The sequence below is a fragment of the Streptomyces sp. NPDC058246 genome (genome assembly GCF_042881985.1).
GTDB lineage: Bacteria > Actinomycetota > Actinomycetes > Streptomycetales > Streptomycetaceae > Streptomyces.
Map to the genome: position 1 here is coordinate 56,665 of NZ_JBHVWZ010000030.1, position 15,669 is coordinate 72,333.

The window sequence follows — 15,669 nt, forward strand, 5'->3', positions numbered from 1 at the left end:
GCAGCCCCTCTCCACCCCGTACGCGCTCAACCGACCCGCGCCGCACGGTGCTTGACCCCGCGCAGGCGTACCTCCGCGGGGAGTGCGGCGAGGCCCGCCGAATCCCGCGCGTGCGCCAGCGCCTCGGCGGTCAGCAGATGCAGCGCGTGCCCGGGGTCGACATGCGGTTCCAGCAGGAGCCGCACCCGCGCCTCGGGCGTGCCGCGGCGCCCGGTCAGCTGGACCTGTGCCTGCGCGACGCCGTCCAACTGCGCCGCCTCGGCGCTCAGTACGCCCTCCAGCGCCCGCCCGCGCAGCAGCGCGCCCTCGCCGTCGCCGGTGTCGACGAGCACCTCGGCGAGCCGGCGCCGGCGCAGCACGGCCGCCAGCCACCACAGGACGAGCAGGACGAGGACCGCGAGGGCGGCGATGACGGCCGGCCACCACCAGCCGTGATCCCGCCACCGGGTCCGTTCGGTGTCGCTGAGCAGTACGTCGTGCCGCCCGTCGTGGATCCACCAGGAGGGCGAGTCGGCGCCGAGACCGACGGCCATCACGGAGCCGCCGAGGACGACCAGTGCGAGACCGATGATCCCCATCAGGACGCGGTTGACCATCCGGAGCATCGGCCTCACCCCTTCCGTCCGGGCCGCCCGACACGCACCGACAGCGCGGGCGGCCGGGCGAGCCCGAGTCCTCGGATGCCGTCGGCGAGTGTGGCGTCCAAGTCGGCGCGTACGTCGTCGAGTTCACGGAAGTGCGAGACCGCCCGGACGTCGGCCCTCTTACGCCCCATACGGACCCGGACCGACTGCACACCGGCGACCTCCATGGCCCGGTCGCGCAGGGCCATCGCGGCGGCGCTCCGGTGCAGCCCGGCCCGGATGTCGGCATGGGTGCGCCGCATGGGCAGGACGTCCCGCAGTCCGGGGGTGGCGGCGAGGACGATCAGCCAGATCCCGAGGGCCGCCGCGACTCCCGCTCCGACCAGCACCCAGGTGTCGTCGAGAGGCCGTTCGGCGAGCTGCCGGGCCAGCGACCTGCGCCAGCGCATGGCGGGCCGGTGGGCGCGTACGGCCGCGACGTCGTACAGCAAGGTGCCCGCGCCGACGAGGAGCAGCACCGCGAGGATGCCCGCGGGAACGCGGCGCGCGGACCAGAACCGGCCCTGGCCGCCGTCCTCGTCGTCGACGGTGCCCAGCGGTTCGTAGTCCGCCGCGGAGGCGGACTGGCCGAGCGCGCCACCCTCGCCGGCCATCTCGCCGGCCATCTCGGTGGCCCTCTCGGTGGCCTTCTCCATGACGGGCAAGCGTTGCGTGCTGTCGGAGCCCTGGGGCTCGCTCATTGCGTCCTCCCCTGTGCCACGCCGGGCGCCTGCACCAGGTGCAGCCGCTCCACCTGGACGGCCACCTCCGGAACGTCCATCCCCGCCAACGCCTTTACCCGCTGGGCGACACGGCGACGCACCGCGGTGCACTGGCCACCGATGTCGGAGGGGTAGTCGAGTTCCATGCTGACGCGCACATGGGCGCTGTCCTGGTGCACGAGGACACTCGCGTGCGGTCGCGCGGCGTCCGCGGGCAGTGCCAAAAGCGCCTCGCGCGCGGCCTGCGCGGCGATCTTCGCGACGACCCGGTCGGCGATCCGGGTGGCGCCCCGCTCGGCCGCCGCGACGGTCGTCACGGGTCGCCGCGTCTCACCGAGCCGGTCGACGTGACCTGGCACGCGTCACCGCCGCCGGTCGTCGCGGGTGCGGAAGAAGTCGCCGAGGTCCAGATCGCCCTCCAGGAACCGCCCGACGACGAAACCGACGGCCCCCAGCGCCGCCACCAGGAGGAAGGCTCCGAAACCGCCGAAGTACCCGGCGAAGCCAAGCGCCATTCCGGCGATCATGCCGATCACGGCCAAGCTCATGATGCGCTCCTCAGCGATTCGGTGGCCGGGTGATCACTGGAGCCGTGTCTCCGGCTCCTCCTCTTCTTCGTCGGGGAGCTTCACGTCACTCACCGCGATGTTGACCTCGACGACCTCGAGGCCCGTCATGCGCTCGACGGCGACGATGACGTTCTCGCGCACGGCACGGGCCACGTCGCCGATCGACACGCCGTAGTCGACGACGATCTCCAGGTCGAGCGCGGTCTGCAACTCACCGACCTCGGCCTTCACCCCCCGCGAGACGGACTTCGTACCGCCGGGCACCCGATCGCGCACGGCCCCGAACGTCCGGCTCAGCCCACTGCCCATCGCATGCACACCGAGCACGTCGCGGGCGGCGAGCCCGGCGATCTTCTCCACGACGCCGTCCGCGATCGTGGTCCGTCCCCGGGTGGCGGGATCACCACCGCCGCGTCTGGTGACACCGGGCTTACGGGTCTGGGGCGATCCCTGCTCGCCGACAGGGGTCCCCGTCGGGCTCGGCTCCGTCATGTCGGTCATCGCCGTACGTCCTTCCGGTCGTTCTCCCTTGCCCACACTAAGCCGGGTTGCGTGGTCCCGCGCCAGGGATGCGACAGGCTGGAGCCATGACGGCGGACCGGTGGACACAGGCAGTACAGCACCAGCTCGGGCTCGGCAGACTCCTGCCCCTGGGCCTCCCGCACGACGGCGCGTGGATCACGGAGCGGGCGGCCGACTCGGTGCTGCGGCGCGCGGCGGATCCCGTGCACGGTGTGCGCCTCGGCGCGCTCCGGATCGCGCTCGCCGACCCCGACCAGACGTACCAACCCGCCGTGCCGCCCCCGCCCAGCGCGCTGCCGCCCGGTCCCCTCCGCATCACCGCGGACTTCACGGCCACGACGGACCCCACCGCCCCGGGTGCGGAGCCGCTCCCCAATACCGCGCTCCGCCTCCGCACGGCCCTGCTCGCGGCGGCGACGGAACATCTCGGCCTGACGGTCACGGAGGTGGACCTACGGGTCACGGACCTGCTGGAGGAAGGAGTTCCCGAGCGCGCCGTACCACCGGATGACGTACGACCGGCCGCCGCGCCGACGGCCCCGGACGAGGCCCGGATCGCGGCAGCCGCCCTGGCCGTCCCGGGCGTGACCCACCTGACGGACGTCCTGGGCCGCGCCGTTCACATCGACGAGGTGCGCGACCGCGAGGGCGACCCCGCCCTGCCGCGCCGCCACGTCCGTGTCGAACTGGCGGTCTCGCCGGACCAGCGCACGGTCGACGTGGCGAGGGGCGTGCGGACGGCGGTCACGCGGGCCCTGACCGACACACCGTCAGTGGCCGTACTGGTGACCGCCGTGCACTGAGGCCGCTTCGGGGCGCGGGGAACGCGCGACCAGCCACGGACGACCGGCGCCCAAGACGTTCCCGGCCCCCCAACCCCACAAGAGCGCAGGCGAGGTTCCCCGCAAGAGCGCGGGGCGAGGTCAGTCGCCCACCCCGGCGAGGTCCCGCAGCCGCCGCGCCTGAGCCGCACGCTCGGCCCCCCGCTGCTCCTCGTACGTCCGCTCCTGCGCACCGCGCAGCAGGGCTTTGGTCTCGATGACGGCGTCGCGCGGCGCGGCAAGCAGCGCACCGGCGAGATCCCGCACCGCGGCGTCGACCTGGTCGACGGGCACGGCGAGATTGGCGAGCCCGATGCGTTCGGCCTCCTCGGCCCCGACAAAGCGGCCCGTCGCGCAGATCTCGAGTGCGCGGGCGTATCCCACCAGGCCGACCAGCGGATGCGTACCCGTGAGGTCGGGCACGAGTCCGAGGCTGGTCTCGCGCATGGCGAACTGCACGTCGTCCGCGACGACCCGCAGGTCACAGGCGAGCGCGAGCTGGAATCCCGCGCCGATGGCATGCCCCTGCACGGCGGCGACGGACACGATGTCGCTGCGCCGCCACCAGGTGAACCCCTCCTGGTACTCGGCGATGGCCGCGTCGAGCTCGGCGTCGGAGCCGCGCGCGAGGTCGATGAACGACGGCTCCCCGTCGAAGCCCTCGGGCGTGAACGCCTGCCGGTCGAGCCCCGCGGAGAAGGACTTGCCCTCCGCGCGCAGGACGACCACCCGGACGGAGCCCGGCAGCGACCTTCCGGCTTGCGCCAACGCCCGCCACAGAGCAGGACTTTGAGCGTTGCGCTTGGCCGGGTTGGTCAGCGTCACCGTGGCGATCGCGTCGTCGACGGTGAGCCGTACGCCGTCCTTGTCGAGTACGGGACCGAGGTCCTGGTCGAGCGAAGCCATGGGGTGCCTCCGATGGGTGCGGTCGGATCAGGTGCGTACCCCATGAGGAACACGAGGAACACACCTAAGTGACTGCACAGTAACCACCCGGTCGATCACCCGACCGACCGGGTGGCCACCACCGAAGCCGATGGGGACGCCCGGCCTCAGGCCGAGGCGGCCTTCTTGCCCCGCGTCGCTCCGCCACGCCCTCGAAGCGTGACGCCCGATTCGCTGAGCATCCGGTGCACGAAGCCATACGAGCGGCCGGTCTCTTCGGCCAGCGCTCGAATGCTCGCACCGGAGTCGTACTTCTTCTTCAGGTCTGCCGCGAGCTTGTCGCGCGCGGCGCCGGTCACCCGGCTGCCCTTCTTCAGAGTCTCGGCCACCCGTGCCTCCTCATGGGAAGTGCGCTCTGGACTCTCATGATCACCCCTCCCGGGCCTCATGGCCACCCATTCGGCAAGGTCCGTAAGACAAGGTTTTGACGACAGGAGCCCATCCCCACGAGTGGAATCTTTGGTTCCGGCTGCCGTTCCTCGTACGGCCGATCGGGTTCTTCCATGAAGTACCTGGTCAGCGACGCAAGACGGCCGAGCCCTTGGGAACAAAGGGCTCGGCCGCGAAATCGATGTACGACACACCTCGGTACGAGGAGATCTCACACAGATGATGGATCACGGATCGGCCGAATGATCCATACGCAGTGGATCAGTCATTCGATCAAGTCCCGCTGACACGCTCGGGGGCCGGGGCGGGAGCTACGCCAGCGCGACCAGATCCGCGTAGTCGGCGCCCCACAGGTCCTCGACGCCGTCCGGCAGCAGGATGATCCGCTCCGGCTGGAGCGCCTCCACGGCGCCCTCGTCGTGGGTGACGAGGACGACGGCGCCCTTGTAGGTGCGCAGCGCGCCGAGGATCTCCTCGCGGCTGGCCGGGTCGAGGTTGTTCGTCGGCTCGTCGAGCAGGAGGACGTTCGCGGAGGAGACCACGAGGGTCGCGAGCGCGAGCCGGGTCTTCTCGCCGCCGGACAGCACACCGGCCGGCTTGTCGACGTCGTCACCGGAGAACAGGAAGGAGCCGAGCGTCTTGCGGACCTCCACCAGGTCCAGGTCGGGGTTGGCGGAGCGCATGTTCTCCAGGACCGTGCGCTCGGGATCCAGGGTCTCGTGCTCCTGTGCGTAGTAGCCGAGCTTGAGGCCGTGGCCCTCGACCACCCCGCCGGTGTCGGGCGTCTCGACGCCGCCGAGCAGCCTGAGGAGGGTCGTCTTTCCCGCACCGTTCAGTCCGAGGATGACGACGCGCGAGCCCTTGTCGATGGCCAGGTCGACATCGGTGAAGATCTCCAGGGAGCCGTACGACTTCGACAGGCCCTCGGCCATGAGCGGGGTCTTGCCGCAGGGCGCGGGCTCCGGGAAGCGCAGCTTGGCGACCTTGTCGGAGACCCGTACCGCGTCGAGCCCGGCGAGCAGCCGGTCGGCACGCTTGGCCATGTTCTGCGCGGCGACGGTCTTGGTGGCCTTGGCGCGCATCTTGTCGGCCTGCGAATGCAGGGCGGCGGCCTTCTTCTCGGCGTTCTGCCGCTCCCGCTTGCGGCGCTTCTCGTCGGCCTCGCGCTGCTGCTGGTAGAGCTTCCAGCCCATGTTGTAGACGTCGATCTGGGCGCGGTTGGCGTCCAGGTAGAAGACCTTGTTGACGACCGTCTCGACGAGGTCGACGTCGTGGGAGATCACGATGAAGCCGCCGCGGTACGTCTTCAGGTAGTCGCGCAGCCAGACGATCGAGTCGGCGTCGAGGTGGTTCGTGGGCTCGTCGAGGAGCAGCGTGTCCGCGTCGGAGAAGAGGATGCGGGCCAGCTCGATACGGCGGCGCTGACCACCGGAGAGCGTGTGCAGGGGCTGGCCGAGCACGCGGTCGGGCAGGTTGAGCGCGGCGGCGATGGTCGCGGCCTCGGCCTCGGCGGAGTACCCGCCCTTGGTGAGGAACTCCGTCTCCTGGCGTTCGTACTGCCGAAGCGCCTTCTCGCGGGTGGCGCCCGAGCCGTTCGCGATCCGCTGCTCGTTGTCCCGCATCTTGCGGATCAGGACGTCCAGTCCGCGCGCGGAGAGGATGCGGTCGCGGGCGAGCACGTCGAGGTCGCCGGTGCGCGGGTCCTGCGGCAGATAGCCGACCTCGCCGGAGCGGGTGACGGCACCGGCGGCGGGGATGCCCTCACCCGCGAGGACCTTGGTGAGCGTGGTCTTGCCCGCACCATTGCGGCCGACCAGGCCGATGCGGTCGCCCTTGGCGATACGGAAGGTGGCGGACTCGATGAGGATGCGGGCGCCGGCGCGCAGCTCGATACCGGAGGCGGAGATCACGGACAGACTCCAGGGCGGATGGGTGGCGGGATGGACGGCTGAGGACGTTCCCGCCGTCTAATGCGCGAGGAGAATGGCCATGGGCCAAGTCTAACGGGGCCGTGCAACCACTTTTTCTGTGTGCGGGTGTTCGGCACTGTGACGCTCGCCCCGCCGCTCGTTGTCCAGCGGGGTGCGGTCCGGGGTGATCCTGCCGAGTTCGTCCACGGCGATGATCTCGCCGGTCCAGCTGTCGGTGGCGGCGCAGGGCTGCGCGACCAGCAGCGCGGCGCGGTCACGCACCGCGCGCGCGGGCGCGAAGGCGCAGCCGGGGCGGGCGGGCAGCACCCAGCGCAGGTCCCCGTCCGCGATGCGGTACGCGGCGATGCGCTGCGGAGTGACGACGGCGAGCATGCGGGGACCGAGGCCGCGCAGCACGCCCGCTCCCCCGTGGGCCGCGAGCCAGCGCGCGGCCCCGGGCAGCGCCCGGTGCCAGCGCACCGTACTGCCGTCGTCGCGCACGGTGGCGGTGACCAGCCCGTCGTCCCAGAGCGCGATCGCGTCCCCGCGCGCGGGGAGCACGCCCAGCGGACGCCGCCCCTCGCGCGCGTACGTCCACCGGAGCCGCCCGGTCCCTTCGTCGTACGCCTCGACGGTGGCCCCGCTCCTTCGCAGCGCGGGCCGCGGGGCGTGCTCCACGCGCGCGTGCAGGGTGAGGCGGTCCCCGTAGGCGGCGGGGCGGGCCTCGCGGGCCGCCGCGAGGAGGGGAGCTGCCAGGAGGAGGGCCAGAGTGGCGGAGAGGACACGGCGGAGGGCGCGGCGCGCGGGGGCGAGTGCGGGGGAAAGGGGTCGCGGGGTCGGTGCGGCGCCCGGAGCGGTGGGGCGGAGCAGCGGAACGGGCTCCACGGAACCGGGTCGCGGCGTGGCAGCTGCCCCCGGGTGAGCCGGTCGCGGCACCGGGCCGGACTCTGCGCCCGTCACCCGCCTCGACCGGGCGGGCTCCACGTCCGCCACTCGCCGCGACCCGGCAGGCTCTACGTCCGTCCTTCGCCGCGACCCGGCAGGCTCCGCGTCCGCCACTCGCCGCGACCGGGCCGGTTCTACGTCCGTCACCCGCCTCGGCCCGGCAGGCTCCACGTCCGCCACTCGCCTCGACCCGGCAGGCTCCGTATCCGTCGCCCGCCGCGACCGAGCAGGCTCTGCGCCCGTCGCCCGCCGCGACCGGGCAGGCTCCGCATCCGTCGCCCGCCTCGACCGGGCAGCTTCTGCGTCCGTCGATCGCCTCGGCGGGACGGCACCCGGGGTGGGGTCGGTCGTGAGGTCCTGATCGTGTCGGGTCGGGGAGTCCGGGTCGGTCACCTCGATCGGCAGAACGACCACCTTGCCCTCTCGCCACCACAGCCCACGGATCCGGCGCAGAGCGTAGGCGGGGGCGGCCCGGGAGGGCCGTCGGACACGGCGGAGCGGGGGGAGGGCGTCCCCCGTTCGGACCTCCGTCCGGGGCCCGGCGCCCGAGGGCGTACGAGGATGGCGCCACAGAGCGACGTACGGCAGAGGGTGGTGTGCCCATGCAGTTCGACGACGACGCCGATCTGGACACCTCCGAGGTCCAGGATGTGCGCGGCAGTCGAATCCCCGGCGGCAGGGCGACCGTCGGTGGCGGCATCGCCGGCCTCATCGCCCTGCTCATCGGACTGTTCTTCGGCATCGGCCCCGACCAGCTCGGGCTCTCCTCCGGCGGCCGGCCCGCGGCGACCTCCTCCTCCCTCGCGCAGGTCCAGCAGACCTGCCGGAAGGGAAGCGACGCGAACGCCCAGGAGGACTGCCGCACGGTGGCGGTGGTCAACAGCGTGCAGGCCTTCTGGGCGCAGGAGTTCACGCGCCGCGGCGGCAGGTACACCCGCTCCCCGACGGTCTTCTTCAGCAACCGGGTCGGCACGGCCTGCGGCACCGCCACGTTCGCCGTCGGGCCGTTCTACTGCCCCGGCGACCGCAAGGTCTATCTGGACCTGGGCTTCTTCGACGAGCTGCGCACCAAGTTCGGCTCCAGCGGCGGGCCGTTCGCCCAGGCGTACGTCGTGGCGCACGAGTACGGGCACCACGTGCAGGACCTGATGGGCACGCTGGGCAGGTCGCAGAACGGTCTGACCGGCGCGAACAGCAACTCGGTGAAGGTGGAACTGCAGGCCGACTGCTACGCCGGGGTGTGGGCGCACCACGCGACCACGACGAAGGACCCGTCGACGGGACGGCCCCTGATCACCAGACTCACGGACGCCGACATCCGCGACGGCCTGGACGCGGCGGCGGCCGTCGGCGACGACCGGATCCAGGAGAGGTCCCAGGGCCGGGTGACACCCGAAACCTGGACGCACGGCTCCTCCCAGCAGCGGCAGCAGTGGTTCTACCAGGGTTACAGCAGCGGCGACATGGCGCGGTGCAACACGTTCCGCTGAGGCGGGACGGCCGGCGATTCCCGTTCCGCGGGGCGTTGTCAGTGGCCGGTGCAAGACTGGCAACAGGTCGAAATCCGGCAGCGGGACCAGAGGGAGTGATCGGCATGGCAGGCATGAGCGGCGGGCGCCCGAGCATCTACCCGTCACTGCTGTACGCGGACGCGAAGGGGGCGATCAGGCAGCTCACGGAGGCGTTCGGCTTCACCGAACTGTCGGTGTACGAGGGTGAGGACGGCTCAGTGATGCACGCCGAGTTGGTGCAGGGCAACGGCGCGGTGATGCTCGGTTCCAAGGGCCGCGGCGGCCGCTTCGACGAGGCCATGAAGGGCGCGGGTCCCTGGGGGGTGTACATCGTCGTGGACGACGTGGACGGGCACCACCAGCGGGCCGTGGACCACGGCGCCGAGATCCTGATGCCCCCGACGGACCAGGACTACGGCTCACGGGACTACATGGCCCGGGACATCGAGGGCAATATCTGGAGCTTCGGCACCTACGCCCCCGAGATAGGGGCGTAGGAGCAGGCCCGCTCCGCCTTCAGCTCCCCCCGGTGTGCACCTGGAAGGCGGCCCGGCGTACGGCCTTGGCCAGCGCCGGGTCCGGATGCGCGGCGGCGAGCGCGACCAGGACCTGCACGGTGCGGGGATGCCCGACCGCGCGCACCTCGTCGAGGAGCGCGGGCACGGTGGGCTGCACCGCGGACTCCAAGTGCCGTACAAGGAGCGGGGCTTCGCCGTGGTCGGCGACGGCGGCCGCGGTGTCGACCCACAGCCAGGTGGCCTCCTCGCGGGTGAGCACCTCGTGGGCGTCCTCCGGGTCGTGGCCGTCGTGCTCGGCGAGCCACAGCAGGGCGTAGGGGCGCAGCGAGGTCTGCTCGGCCACGGCGCGTACGTCGGGCTCGGCGGGAGCGCCGACCACGCGCAGCGCCTCGAAGGCGAGGCCGCGGGTGAGGGCGTCCTCGCCGCGGGCGGCGTCGAGGAGTTCGGTGACGGCGCTGCCGACGGGGCGGGCGGCGAGCCAGGCCCGGTATTCGGCGCGGGCCGCGTTCGGGCGCAGTTGGGCGCAGCCGCGGAGCATGTCCTCGGCGGACTGCTCGATGTTCCCAGCGGGGCTCTGTGCGGCGACGCAGATCTGCTCCAGCTTGACCCAGACCGCCCAGCTGCCGAGCGGGGTGAGGGTGGCCTGGCCGTCGGCGCAGGTGAGCGCGCCCACGGAGGCGAGGGCGTGCAGGGCCCAGTCGAGGAGGGGGGCGAGCGGGGCGTCCGCGACCTCGGGGGGCTGCGGGGCCGGCCCCGGCTGGGGGCCGTAGGGGATTTCGCAGCGCTCGGTGCGCAGTTCCGTGACGCGCTGTTCGAGGAGGTCGAGGAGTTGCTCCACGGGGACGGGTCCGGCGGAGAGCTGGAGGAAGGAAAGCACTTGAGGCATCGCGGAGACGACCTCGGCGACGGCGGCGGGTTCGCGGTCCGCGGGCTCCGGATACGCGAGCGACCAGGCGTCGAAGAGAGCGACCCAGCCGCGCAGTACGGCGCTGTCGTCGCGGTTCCAGGCGCGCAGCCGCCAGCCCGGGCGGGCGCTGTCGCCGTGCACCTCGATGAGGCCCGCCAGGCGCGCGGTGTCCCAGTTGGCGCGGACCTGAGCCGGGGTCAGCCCGAGGTCGGCGGCGGCCCCTTCGGCGGTGGCGTCGGAGAGGGTGCCCTTGCCGTCCGGGCTCCCGCCGTCGCGCCCCGGGCGCAGGGCGGCGTCGGCCCAGCGGGCGACACGGGCCGCGTCGGACAGGCCGATGCGTGCCATGCGGGCCAGTTCCGCGGGCGGCGGTGTGCCCTCGGGCGGCCTCGGTGCGGGGCGGCGCGTGCGGCGCTGGGTGACCGCTCGGGGGGCGGCCGCGAGGGGCCGCGGGCTGACGAGTCGGAGCCTGGAGTCGCGCGGGTTACGGGACGTCACGGGTGCAGTCTTCCGGTTGACAGTCCGAAAACCCAAACGGAATGCCACGGCGGGCGACGGGGGCGGTGGGCGCACGGGGTTCCCGAGGCACTCGACACGCGGGAACGAGCCTCCTCGAGAGTTGTCCGAGGCCGAACCGGAAGGAGGTCCTCGGGTTCGTCGGGGCGCCTTCGGCGGGGCGGTCTCGGGTTCGTCGGGGCGCCTTGGGCGGGGCGGTGGTCCGGCCCTGTGGCGGGGGTCGGCCGGGTGGCTACATCAGGGGGGTGAGGAAGCGGCGCAGGGCCTCTTCGTAGCCTGCCGGGTCGGCGTTCCACATGGCGCCGTGCGGGGCGTCCTGGACGGTGTGCAGGGTGACCAGGTCGGGGCGGCGCTCGGCGAGGCGGCGGGAGGGGCCCCAGGGGGCGATGGTGTCGCCCGGGCCGTGCACCACCAAGGTGGGCACCGTGAGGTGGTCGGGGCGCGCGGCGTTCTCGGTGCGGTCGCCGTGCAGGCCCGTGCGGCCCTGGGCGGCGCGCACCGCGAGGGGCAGCAGGGCGCTGGGGGTGCGGCGGGCCGAGGCGAGGGCGCGCAGTGTGGTCTCCCAGTTGAGCACCGGCGAGTCCAGGACGAGGCCGGAGATCCGCTCGCGCAGCGCGGAGTGCGCGGCGGCGCGCAGCGCCATGGTGGCGCCGGTGGACCAGCCGTACAGGACGACGTGCTCGGCGCCGTAGCGCACGGCGTACCGGATGGCCGCGTCGAGGTCGCGCCACTCGGTCTCGCCGAGGTGGTTCAGACCGTCCTGGGAGCGGGGGGCGCCGAGGTCGCCGCGGTAGGCGAGGTCGAGCACCGGGAAGTGGTGGCGGTTGAGGAACTCCATCACGTTCATGGGATGTTCGCGGGTGCCGCCCAGGCCGTGCACGGTGATCACCCAGGTGTCGCGGACGGCGGGCACGAACCAGGCGGGCAGGGCGCCGAGTTCGCCGGGGACGTCGACGTCGGCGTGTTCGAGACCGAGGGCGGCGCCCGGGTCGCCGATGTGGAGGTTCGGGGTGAGCCACACCTTGTCGCCGGGTTCCAGGGACCCGTGGGTGACCCGCTCCAGGCGGCGTACGACCGTGTCGACGGGGTGCGGGGTGGCGTTCATGACCGGGCCGACGACCGCGTGGGAGCCGTCCCCGGCGAGGCCGTACGTGCCCGGGCGCTGGGAGGCCAGGTCCCGGGTGAGCGTGATCCCGCCCGCCGTCGTGGCGTGCACGGTGAGCCGGGGCTCGGTGGGCAGGGGCCTGCCGGGCGGCGTCTTCAGCGCGGCGTCGCTGGCGAAGCGGCCCGCCGCCACGGAGGCCGCGCCCGCGGCTATGGCTGCGGTGAGGGCTGCGGCCGTGGCTTTGAGGGTGCGCACGGATCCAGTCTCCCGGGGGAGTCCGTTATAGGCCAGCGGGAGCGGGGGGCGGGATGACGGCTTCCGCCCCGGGACGGGGCCTGTGGGTCCCCGTGGTGCGGGTGGGGTGGGAGCGCCGGGTCCGTACGGCTCGGTTGAGCCCTGTGGGTGGCGGGTGGGTGGGTTTTCCGCCCCCTCCGCCGCTGCCCGTCCCGTACCTGGAGCGCTCCGCCCCCCAGACCCCCGTATCGGACCGGACTGCCTCGTCCTCGAACGGCGGACGGCGGACGGCGGACGGCGGACGGGCTGGAGGGTGGCGCCGGCTACCTCTGGCCGTACCCCCGTAGGCGCTCCCCCGCCTCCGTCACCTGTTCGCCCGACAGGAGGGACGGGGTCAGGCCCGGGACGGAGGCGGAGAGGAGCCAGACTCGGGACATCCATTCCAGTTGGGCGGTGCGGTCGTAGGCCTGGTGCAACGAGGAGCCATAGGCGATGGTGCCGTGGTTCTGGAGGAGGCAGGCGGTGCGGTGGGTGAGGGCTCGGAGCATGTTCTCGGCCAACTCCGCAGTGCCGTACGTCGCATAGGGGGCGACACGGACCGGTCCGCCGAGGGCGCCCGCCATGTAGTGGATCAGCGGGAGCTCGGGGACGAGGGTCGAGACGGCCGTCGCGTGCGCGGCGTGGGTGTGCACGACGGCGCGCGCGTCGGTGGCGCGGTAGATCGCGAGGTGCATCGGCAGTTCGCTCGTCGGAAGGAGCGAGCCGCGCACCTGCCGGCCGTCGAGATCGACCCCGACGACGTCCTCGGGCCGCAGCCGGTCGTACGGCACTCCCGTCGGTGTGACCAGGACGGTGTCTCCGAGGCGTACCGAGACATTGCCCGATGTACCGACGACCAGCCCGTCGGCCACCGTCCGGCAGGCCGTCGCGACGAGCTCGTCCCACGCCCGTTCCACTTCGTCCCGCGCGTCCCGCCCGTCCAACTCTCCCCGCTCCGGCGCCACCTGTGCTTCCTCCCGCACGTCCCGTGCGTCCCGCCGCTGCTCAGCCATGCCGCGATCCTGCCAGGGAGAGTCGTCAACGCGCCGCAGGCGAGGGCACTTTAGGGCGGAAGCCATGCGTCCGTAAGGTCGCGTATGGGCATATATCCCCCTCTGTTGGCGATTGGCTGGGGATCGACGGGCATGGCCTGGTCCTCCAGTAACCTCTGGGGGATTTGTCGTGCACGTCGCCATTCCGGGGGGAAATATGGCCCGTGATCACAAACCGTTCCGTCGGCGCGCCCGCGCCCGCACCCACGTCGTCGCGGCGGCTGCCGTCGTGGCGGCACTCACCGCCGGGGGGACGGCCCTCACCGCGCTTCCGGCCGACGCCGCGAGCAGGCCCAAGGGGCACGACGTGTCCTCGCACCAGAAGAACGTCGACTGGCCGAGCGCGAAAGCGAAGGGCGCCCAGTTCGTCTACGTCAAGGCGACCGAGTCCCACACCTACCGCAATCCGTACTTCAGCCGGCAGTACAACGGCGCGCGCGACGCGGGCATCCTCCGCGGCGCCTACCACTTCGCGGTGCCGGACAAGTCGTCCGGCACCACCCAGGCCGCGTACTTCGTGCGCAACGGAGGCGCATGGCGCTCGGACGGCTGGACGCTGCCGCCCGCGCTGGACATCGAGTACAACCCGTACAGCAGCCACAAGTGCTACGGCCTGAGCAAGGCCAGGATGGTGAGCTGGATCAAGGCGTTCAGTGACGAGGTCAAGCGGGAGACCGGCCGCCGTCCGGTGATCTACACGACCACGCACTGGTGGAACACCTGCACCGGCGGCAGCCGCGCCTTCGCCGCGAACCACGCCCTGTGGCTCGCCCGCTACGACTCGGCGGACGCGGGCACGCTGCCCGCCGGCTGGTCGTTCTGGACCTTCTGGCAGTACGACAACAGCGGCAGCCTGCCGGGTGACCAGAATCTCTTCAACGGATCCAGCACTCAGCTCAAGCGGCTCGCCGGCGGCTAGAAAAAGGGAGCGGAGCCCAGGATTCCGCCTTCGTTCGAGCCCATCGGGCCGCCCCTCCGCCACAAACGGAGGGGCGGTCCACCCATTGAGACACCCCACCGCCCGCCCCAGTTCATCTTCCGTTCACTCAGGTTGCCTACGGTCCACTTGCCACTGACGTCAAACAGAAGCCTGGGTAAATGGAACACATCACGCTCCTCCTCGGAATCGTGATCGTCACCGCTCTCGTGTTCGATTTCACGAACGGTTTCCACGACACTGCCAACGCGATGGCGACGACCATCTCGACCGGCGCTCTGAAGCCCAAGACGGCGGTGGCCATGTCCGCCGTGCTGAATCTCGTCGGTGCGTTCCTCTCCGTGGAGGTCGCCAAGACGATCTCCGGCGGGATCATCAACGAAGAGGGCATTCGCACCGAAGTGATCTTCGCGGCGCTCGTCGGCGCCATCCTCTGGAATCTGCTGACCTGGCTTCTGGGTCTGCCCTCCAGCTCCTCCCACGCACTCTTCGGCGGCCTGATCGGCGCCGCGGTCATGTCGGCCGGCTGGTCGTCGGTGAACGGCTCGACCGTCGTCACCAAGGTGCTGATCCCCGCGGTCGCCGCCCCCCTCGTCGCCGGACTCGCCGCCATGCTGGCCACCCGGCTGACGTACAAGATCGGCAACCGCGCCGAGGAGAAGGCGACCGCCAAGGGCTTCCGCGCGGGCCAGATCGCCTCCGCCGGTCTCGTCTCGCTCGCCCACGGCACCAACGACGCGCAGAAGACCATGGGCATCATCACCCTCGCCCTGGTCACCGGCGGTGTGATCGCCCCGGGCTCGAACCCTCCCACCTGGGTCATCGTCTCGGCCGGTACGGCCATCGCGCTCGGCACCTACCTGGGCGGCTGGCGCATCATCCGCACCATGGGCAAGGGCCTCACCGACCTCGCGCCGCAGCAGGGCTTCGCCGCCCAGACCAGCGCCGCGACGGCCATCCTGGCCTCCTCGCACATCGGCTTCTCGCTCTCCACCACCCAGGTCTGCTCGGGCGCCGTGATGGGCTCGGGCCTCGGCCGCAAGGGCAGTGTCGTCCGCTGGTCGACCGCGACCCGGATGTTCGTCGCGTGGGGTCTGACCCTGCCGGCCGCCGGTCTGGCCGGCGCCTCCGCCGAGTTCCTCACCAAGCAGGGCACCTGGGGCATCGTCCTCACCGGCGTACTGCTGGTGGCCGGCGCCGGCGTCATCTGGACGCTCTCCCGCCGCCAGCCGGTCACCGTCGACAATGTCAACGACGTCCCCGCGGAGCCCGCGGGCGTCGTCACCGCGGCGATCGCCGCGGTCACCCCGCCGCCGGCCGGCTCGATCGCCACGGCGGACACCGACCTGAAGACCACCATCCCGGCCCCGGACGCGGAGCCCACCCGCCCGGCCACGGTGTAAGGA

17 protein-coding genes are annotated in these 15,669 nt (G+C 72.3%); 5 read left to right on the top strand and 12 right to left on the bottom strand.

Annotated features, from left to right (window positions below):
• Nucleotides 1-26: 26 nt before the first annotated feature.
• The 5 genes from amaP to ACFVXA_RS32295 are packed head-to-tail and all read right to left on the bottom strand — an operon-like array spanning nt 27 to nt 2,415.
• Nucleotides 27-605 (bottom strand): alkaline shock response membrane anchor protein AmaP, encoded by a 579-nt coding sequence (amaP, locus tag ACFVXA_RS32275; RefSeq protein ID WP_390028020.1) that lies wholly within the window; start codon nt 603-605, stop codon nt 27-29.
• Between the two features lie 5 nt (nt 606-610).
• Nucleotides 611-1,324 carry a DUF6286 domain-containing protein gene (locus ACFVXA_RS32280; RefSeq protein ID WP_389936604.1) on the bottom strand — a complete coding sequence of 238 codons (714 nt, stop codon included), beginning with the start codon at nt 1,322-1,324 and terminating at the stop codon, nt 611-613.
• A complete protein-coding gene (locus ACFVXA_RS32285; RefSeq protein ID WP_390028021.1) occupies nt 1,321-1,662 on the bottom strand; it encodes a hypothetical protein in 342 nt (113 codons plus the stop codon). Before ACFVXA_RS32285 ends, ACFVXA_RS32280 begins: the two co-directional genes overlap by 4 nt.
• A 45-nt stretch (nt 1,663-1,707) precedes the next feature.
• Nucleotides 1,708-1,893 (bottom strand): hypothetical protein, encoded by a 186-nt coding sequence (locus ACFVXA_RS32290; RefSeq protein ID WP_362027959.1) that lies wholly within the window; start codon nt 1,891-1,893, stop codon nt 1,708-1,710.
• Between the two features lie 33 nt (nt 1,894-1,926).
• Nucleotides 1,927-2,415, bottom strand: a complete 489-nt coding sequence (locus tag ACFVXA_RS32295; protein ID WP_383745375.1) for an Asp23/Gls24 family envelope stress response protein — start codon at nt 2,413-2,415, stop codon at nt 1,927-1,929.
• A gap of 86 nt (nt 2,416-2,501) precedes the next feature.
• Here ACFVXA_RS32295 and ACFVXA_RS32300 point away from each other — a divergent pair, with 86 nt between their 5' ends.
• Nucleotides 2,502-3,239, top strand: a complete 738-nt coding sequence (locus tag ACFVXA_RS32300) for a nucleopolyhedrovirus P10 family protein (RefSeq protein WP_390028022.1) — start codon at nt 2,502-2,504, stop codon at nt 3,237-3,239.
• Nucleotides 3,240-3,359: 120 nt separating this feature from the next.
• On the opposite strand, the gene ACFVXA_RS32305 is transcribed toward ACFVXA_RS32300, so the two are convergent.
• The 4 genes from ACFVXA_RS32305 to ACFVXA_RS32320 form a co-directional block, all read right to left on the bottom strand.
• Nucleotides 3,360-4,163, bottom strand: a complete 804-nt coding sequence (locus tag ACFVXA_RS32305; RefSeq protein ID WP_362027950.1) for an enoyl-CoA hydratase/isomerase family protein — start codon at nt 4,161-4,163, stop codon at nt 3,360-3,362.
• A gap of 146 nt (nt 4,164-4,309) precedes the next feature.
• Nucleotides 4,310-4,531 carry a helix-turn-helix domain-containing protein gene (locus ACFVXA_RS32310; protein WP_006123601.1) on the bottom strand — a complete coding sequence of 74 codons (222 nt, stop codon included), beginning with the start codon at nt 4,529-4,531 and terminating at the stop codon, nt 4,310-4,312.
• A 372-nt stretch (nt 4,532-4,903) separates the two neighbouring features.
• Nucleotides 4,904-6,502, bottom strand: a complete 1,599-nt coding sequence (locus ACFVXA_RS32315) for an ABC-F family ATP-binding cassette domain-containing protein (RefSeq protein WP_362027947.1) — start codon at nt 6,500-6,502, stop codon at nt 4,904-4,906.
• A 90-nt stretch (nt 6,503-6,592) separates the two neighbouring features.
• Nucleotides 6,593-7,387 carry a hypothetical protein gene (locus tag ACFVXA_RS32320; RefSeq protein ID WP_383745380.1) on the bottom strand — a complete coding sequence of 265 codons (795 nt, stop codon included), beginning with the start codon at nt 7,385-7,387 and terminating at the stop codon, nt 6,593-6,595.
• Between the two features lie 662 nt (nt 7,388-8,049).
• Here ACFVXA_RS32320 and ACFVXA_RS32325 point away from each other — a divergent pair.
• Nucleotides 8,050-8,937, top strand: coding sequence for a neutral zinc metallopeptidase (locus ACFVXA_RS32325; RefSeq protein ID WP_384023197.1), 888 nt, complete (start codon nt 8,050-8,052; stop codon nt 8,935-8,937).
• 104 nt (nt 8,938-9,041) lie between these two features.
• On the top strand, nt 9,042-9,455 hold the full coding sequence (locus ACFVXA_RS32330) for a VOC family protein (RefSeq protein ID WP_362027938.1): 414 nt from the start codon (nt 9,042-9,044) through the stop codon (nt 9,453-9,455).
• Nucleotides 9,456-9,474: 19 nt separating this feature from the next.
• Here the strand turns inward: ACFVXA_RS32330 and ACFVXA_RS32335 are convergent, their stop codons facing one another.
• The 3 genes from ACFVXA_RS32335 to ACFVXA_RS32345 form a co-directional block, all read right to left on the bottom strand.
• Nucleotides 9,475-10,878 (bottom strand): hypothetical protein, encoded by a 1,404-nt coding sequence (locus tag ACFVXA_RS32335; protein ID WP_383909105.1) that lies wholly within the window; start codon nt 10,876-10,878, stop codon nt 9,475-9,477.
• 250 nt (nt 10,879-11,128) lie between these two features.
• On the bottom strand, nt 11,129-12,256 hold the full coding sequence (locus ACFVXA_RS32340) for an alpha/beta hydrolase family protein (RefSeq protein WP_383909102.1): 1,128 nt from the start codon (nt 12,254-12,256) through the stop codon (nt 11,129-11,131).
• Nucleotides 12,257-12,558: 302 nt separating this feature from the next.
• Nucleotides 12,559-13,287 (bottom strand): class II aldolase/adducin family protein, encoded by a 729-nt coding sequence (locus ACFVXA_RS32345; RefSeq protein WP_390028023.1) that lies wholly within the window; start codon nt 13,285-13,287, stop codon nt 12,559-12,561.
• Between the two features lie 196 nt (nt 13,288-13,483).
• Between ACFVXA_RS32345 and ACFVXA_RS32350 the strand changes: the two genes are divergently transcribed.
• Nucleotides 13,484-14,245: a lysozyme gene (locus tag ACFVXA_RS32350; protein ID WP_383909096.1), complete on the top strand. Its 762-nt coding sequence runs from the start codon at nt 13,484-13,486 to the stop codon at nt 14,243-14,245.
• A 179-nt stretch (nt 14,246-14,424) separates the two neighbouring features.
• The gene (locus tag ACFVXA_RS32355) at nt 14,425-15,666 is read left to right on the top strand and encodes an inorganic phosphate transporter (RefSeq protein WP_362027924.1); all 1,242 of its coding nucleotides are present in this window, start codon (nt 14,425-14,427) and stop codon (nt 15,664-15,666) included.
• Nucleotides 15,667-15,669 lie beyond the last annotated feature (3 nt).

Bases quoted from the DNA above. Each gene is read 5' to 3' on its own strand.
- ACFVXA_RS32325 (WP_384023197.1), top strand. From the start codon at position 8,050: ATGCAGTTCGACGACGACGCCGATCTGGACACCTCCGAGGTCCAGGAT.
- amaP (WP_390028020.1), bottom strand. From the start codon at position 605: ATGCTCCGGATGGTCAACCGCGTCCTGATGGGGATCATCGGTCTCGCA.
- ACFVXA_RS32300 (WP_390028022.1), top strand. From the start codon at position 2,502: ATGACGGCGGACCGGTGGACACAGGCAGTACAGCACCAGCTCGGGCTC.
- ACFVXA_RS32305 (WP_362027950.1), bottom strand. From the start codon at position 4,163: ATGGCTTCGCTCGACCAGGACCTCGGTCCCGTACTCGACAAGGACGGC.
- ACFVXA_RS32355 (WP_362027924.1), top strand. From the start codon at position 14,425: ATGGAACACATCACGCTCCTCCTCGGAATCGTGATCGTCACCGCTCTC.
- ACFVXA_RS32290 (WP_362027959.1), bottom strand. From the start codon at position 1,893: ATGAGCTTGGCCGTGATCGGCATGATCGCCGGAATGGCGCTTGGCTTC.
- ACFVXA_RS32345 (WP_390028023.1), bottom strand. From the start codon at position 13,287: ATGGCTGAGCAGCGGCGGGACGCACGGGACGTGCGGGAGGAAGCACAG.
- ACFVXA_RS32330 (WP_362027938.1), top strand. From the start codon at position 9,042: ATGGCAGGCATGAGCGGCGGGCGCCCGAGCATCTACCCGTCACTGCTG.
- ACFVXA_RS32350 (WP_383909096.1), top strand. From the start codon at position 13,484: ATGGCCCGTGATCACAAACCGTTCCGTCGGCGCGCCCGCGCCCGCACC.
- ACFVXA_RS32295 (WP_383745375.1), bottom strand. From the start codon at position 2,415: ATGACCGACATGACGGAGCCGAGCCCGACGGGGACCCCTGTCGGCGAG.
- ACFVXA_RS32280 (WP_389936604.1), bottom strand. From the start codon at position 1,324: ATGAGCGAGCCCCAGGGCTCCGACAGCACGCAACGCTTGCCCGTCATG.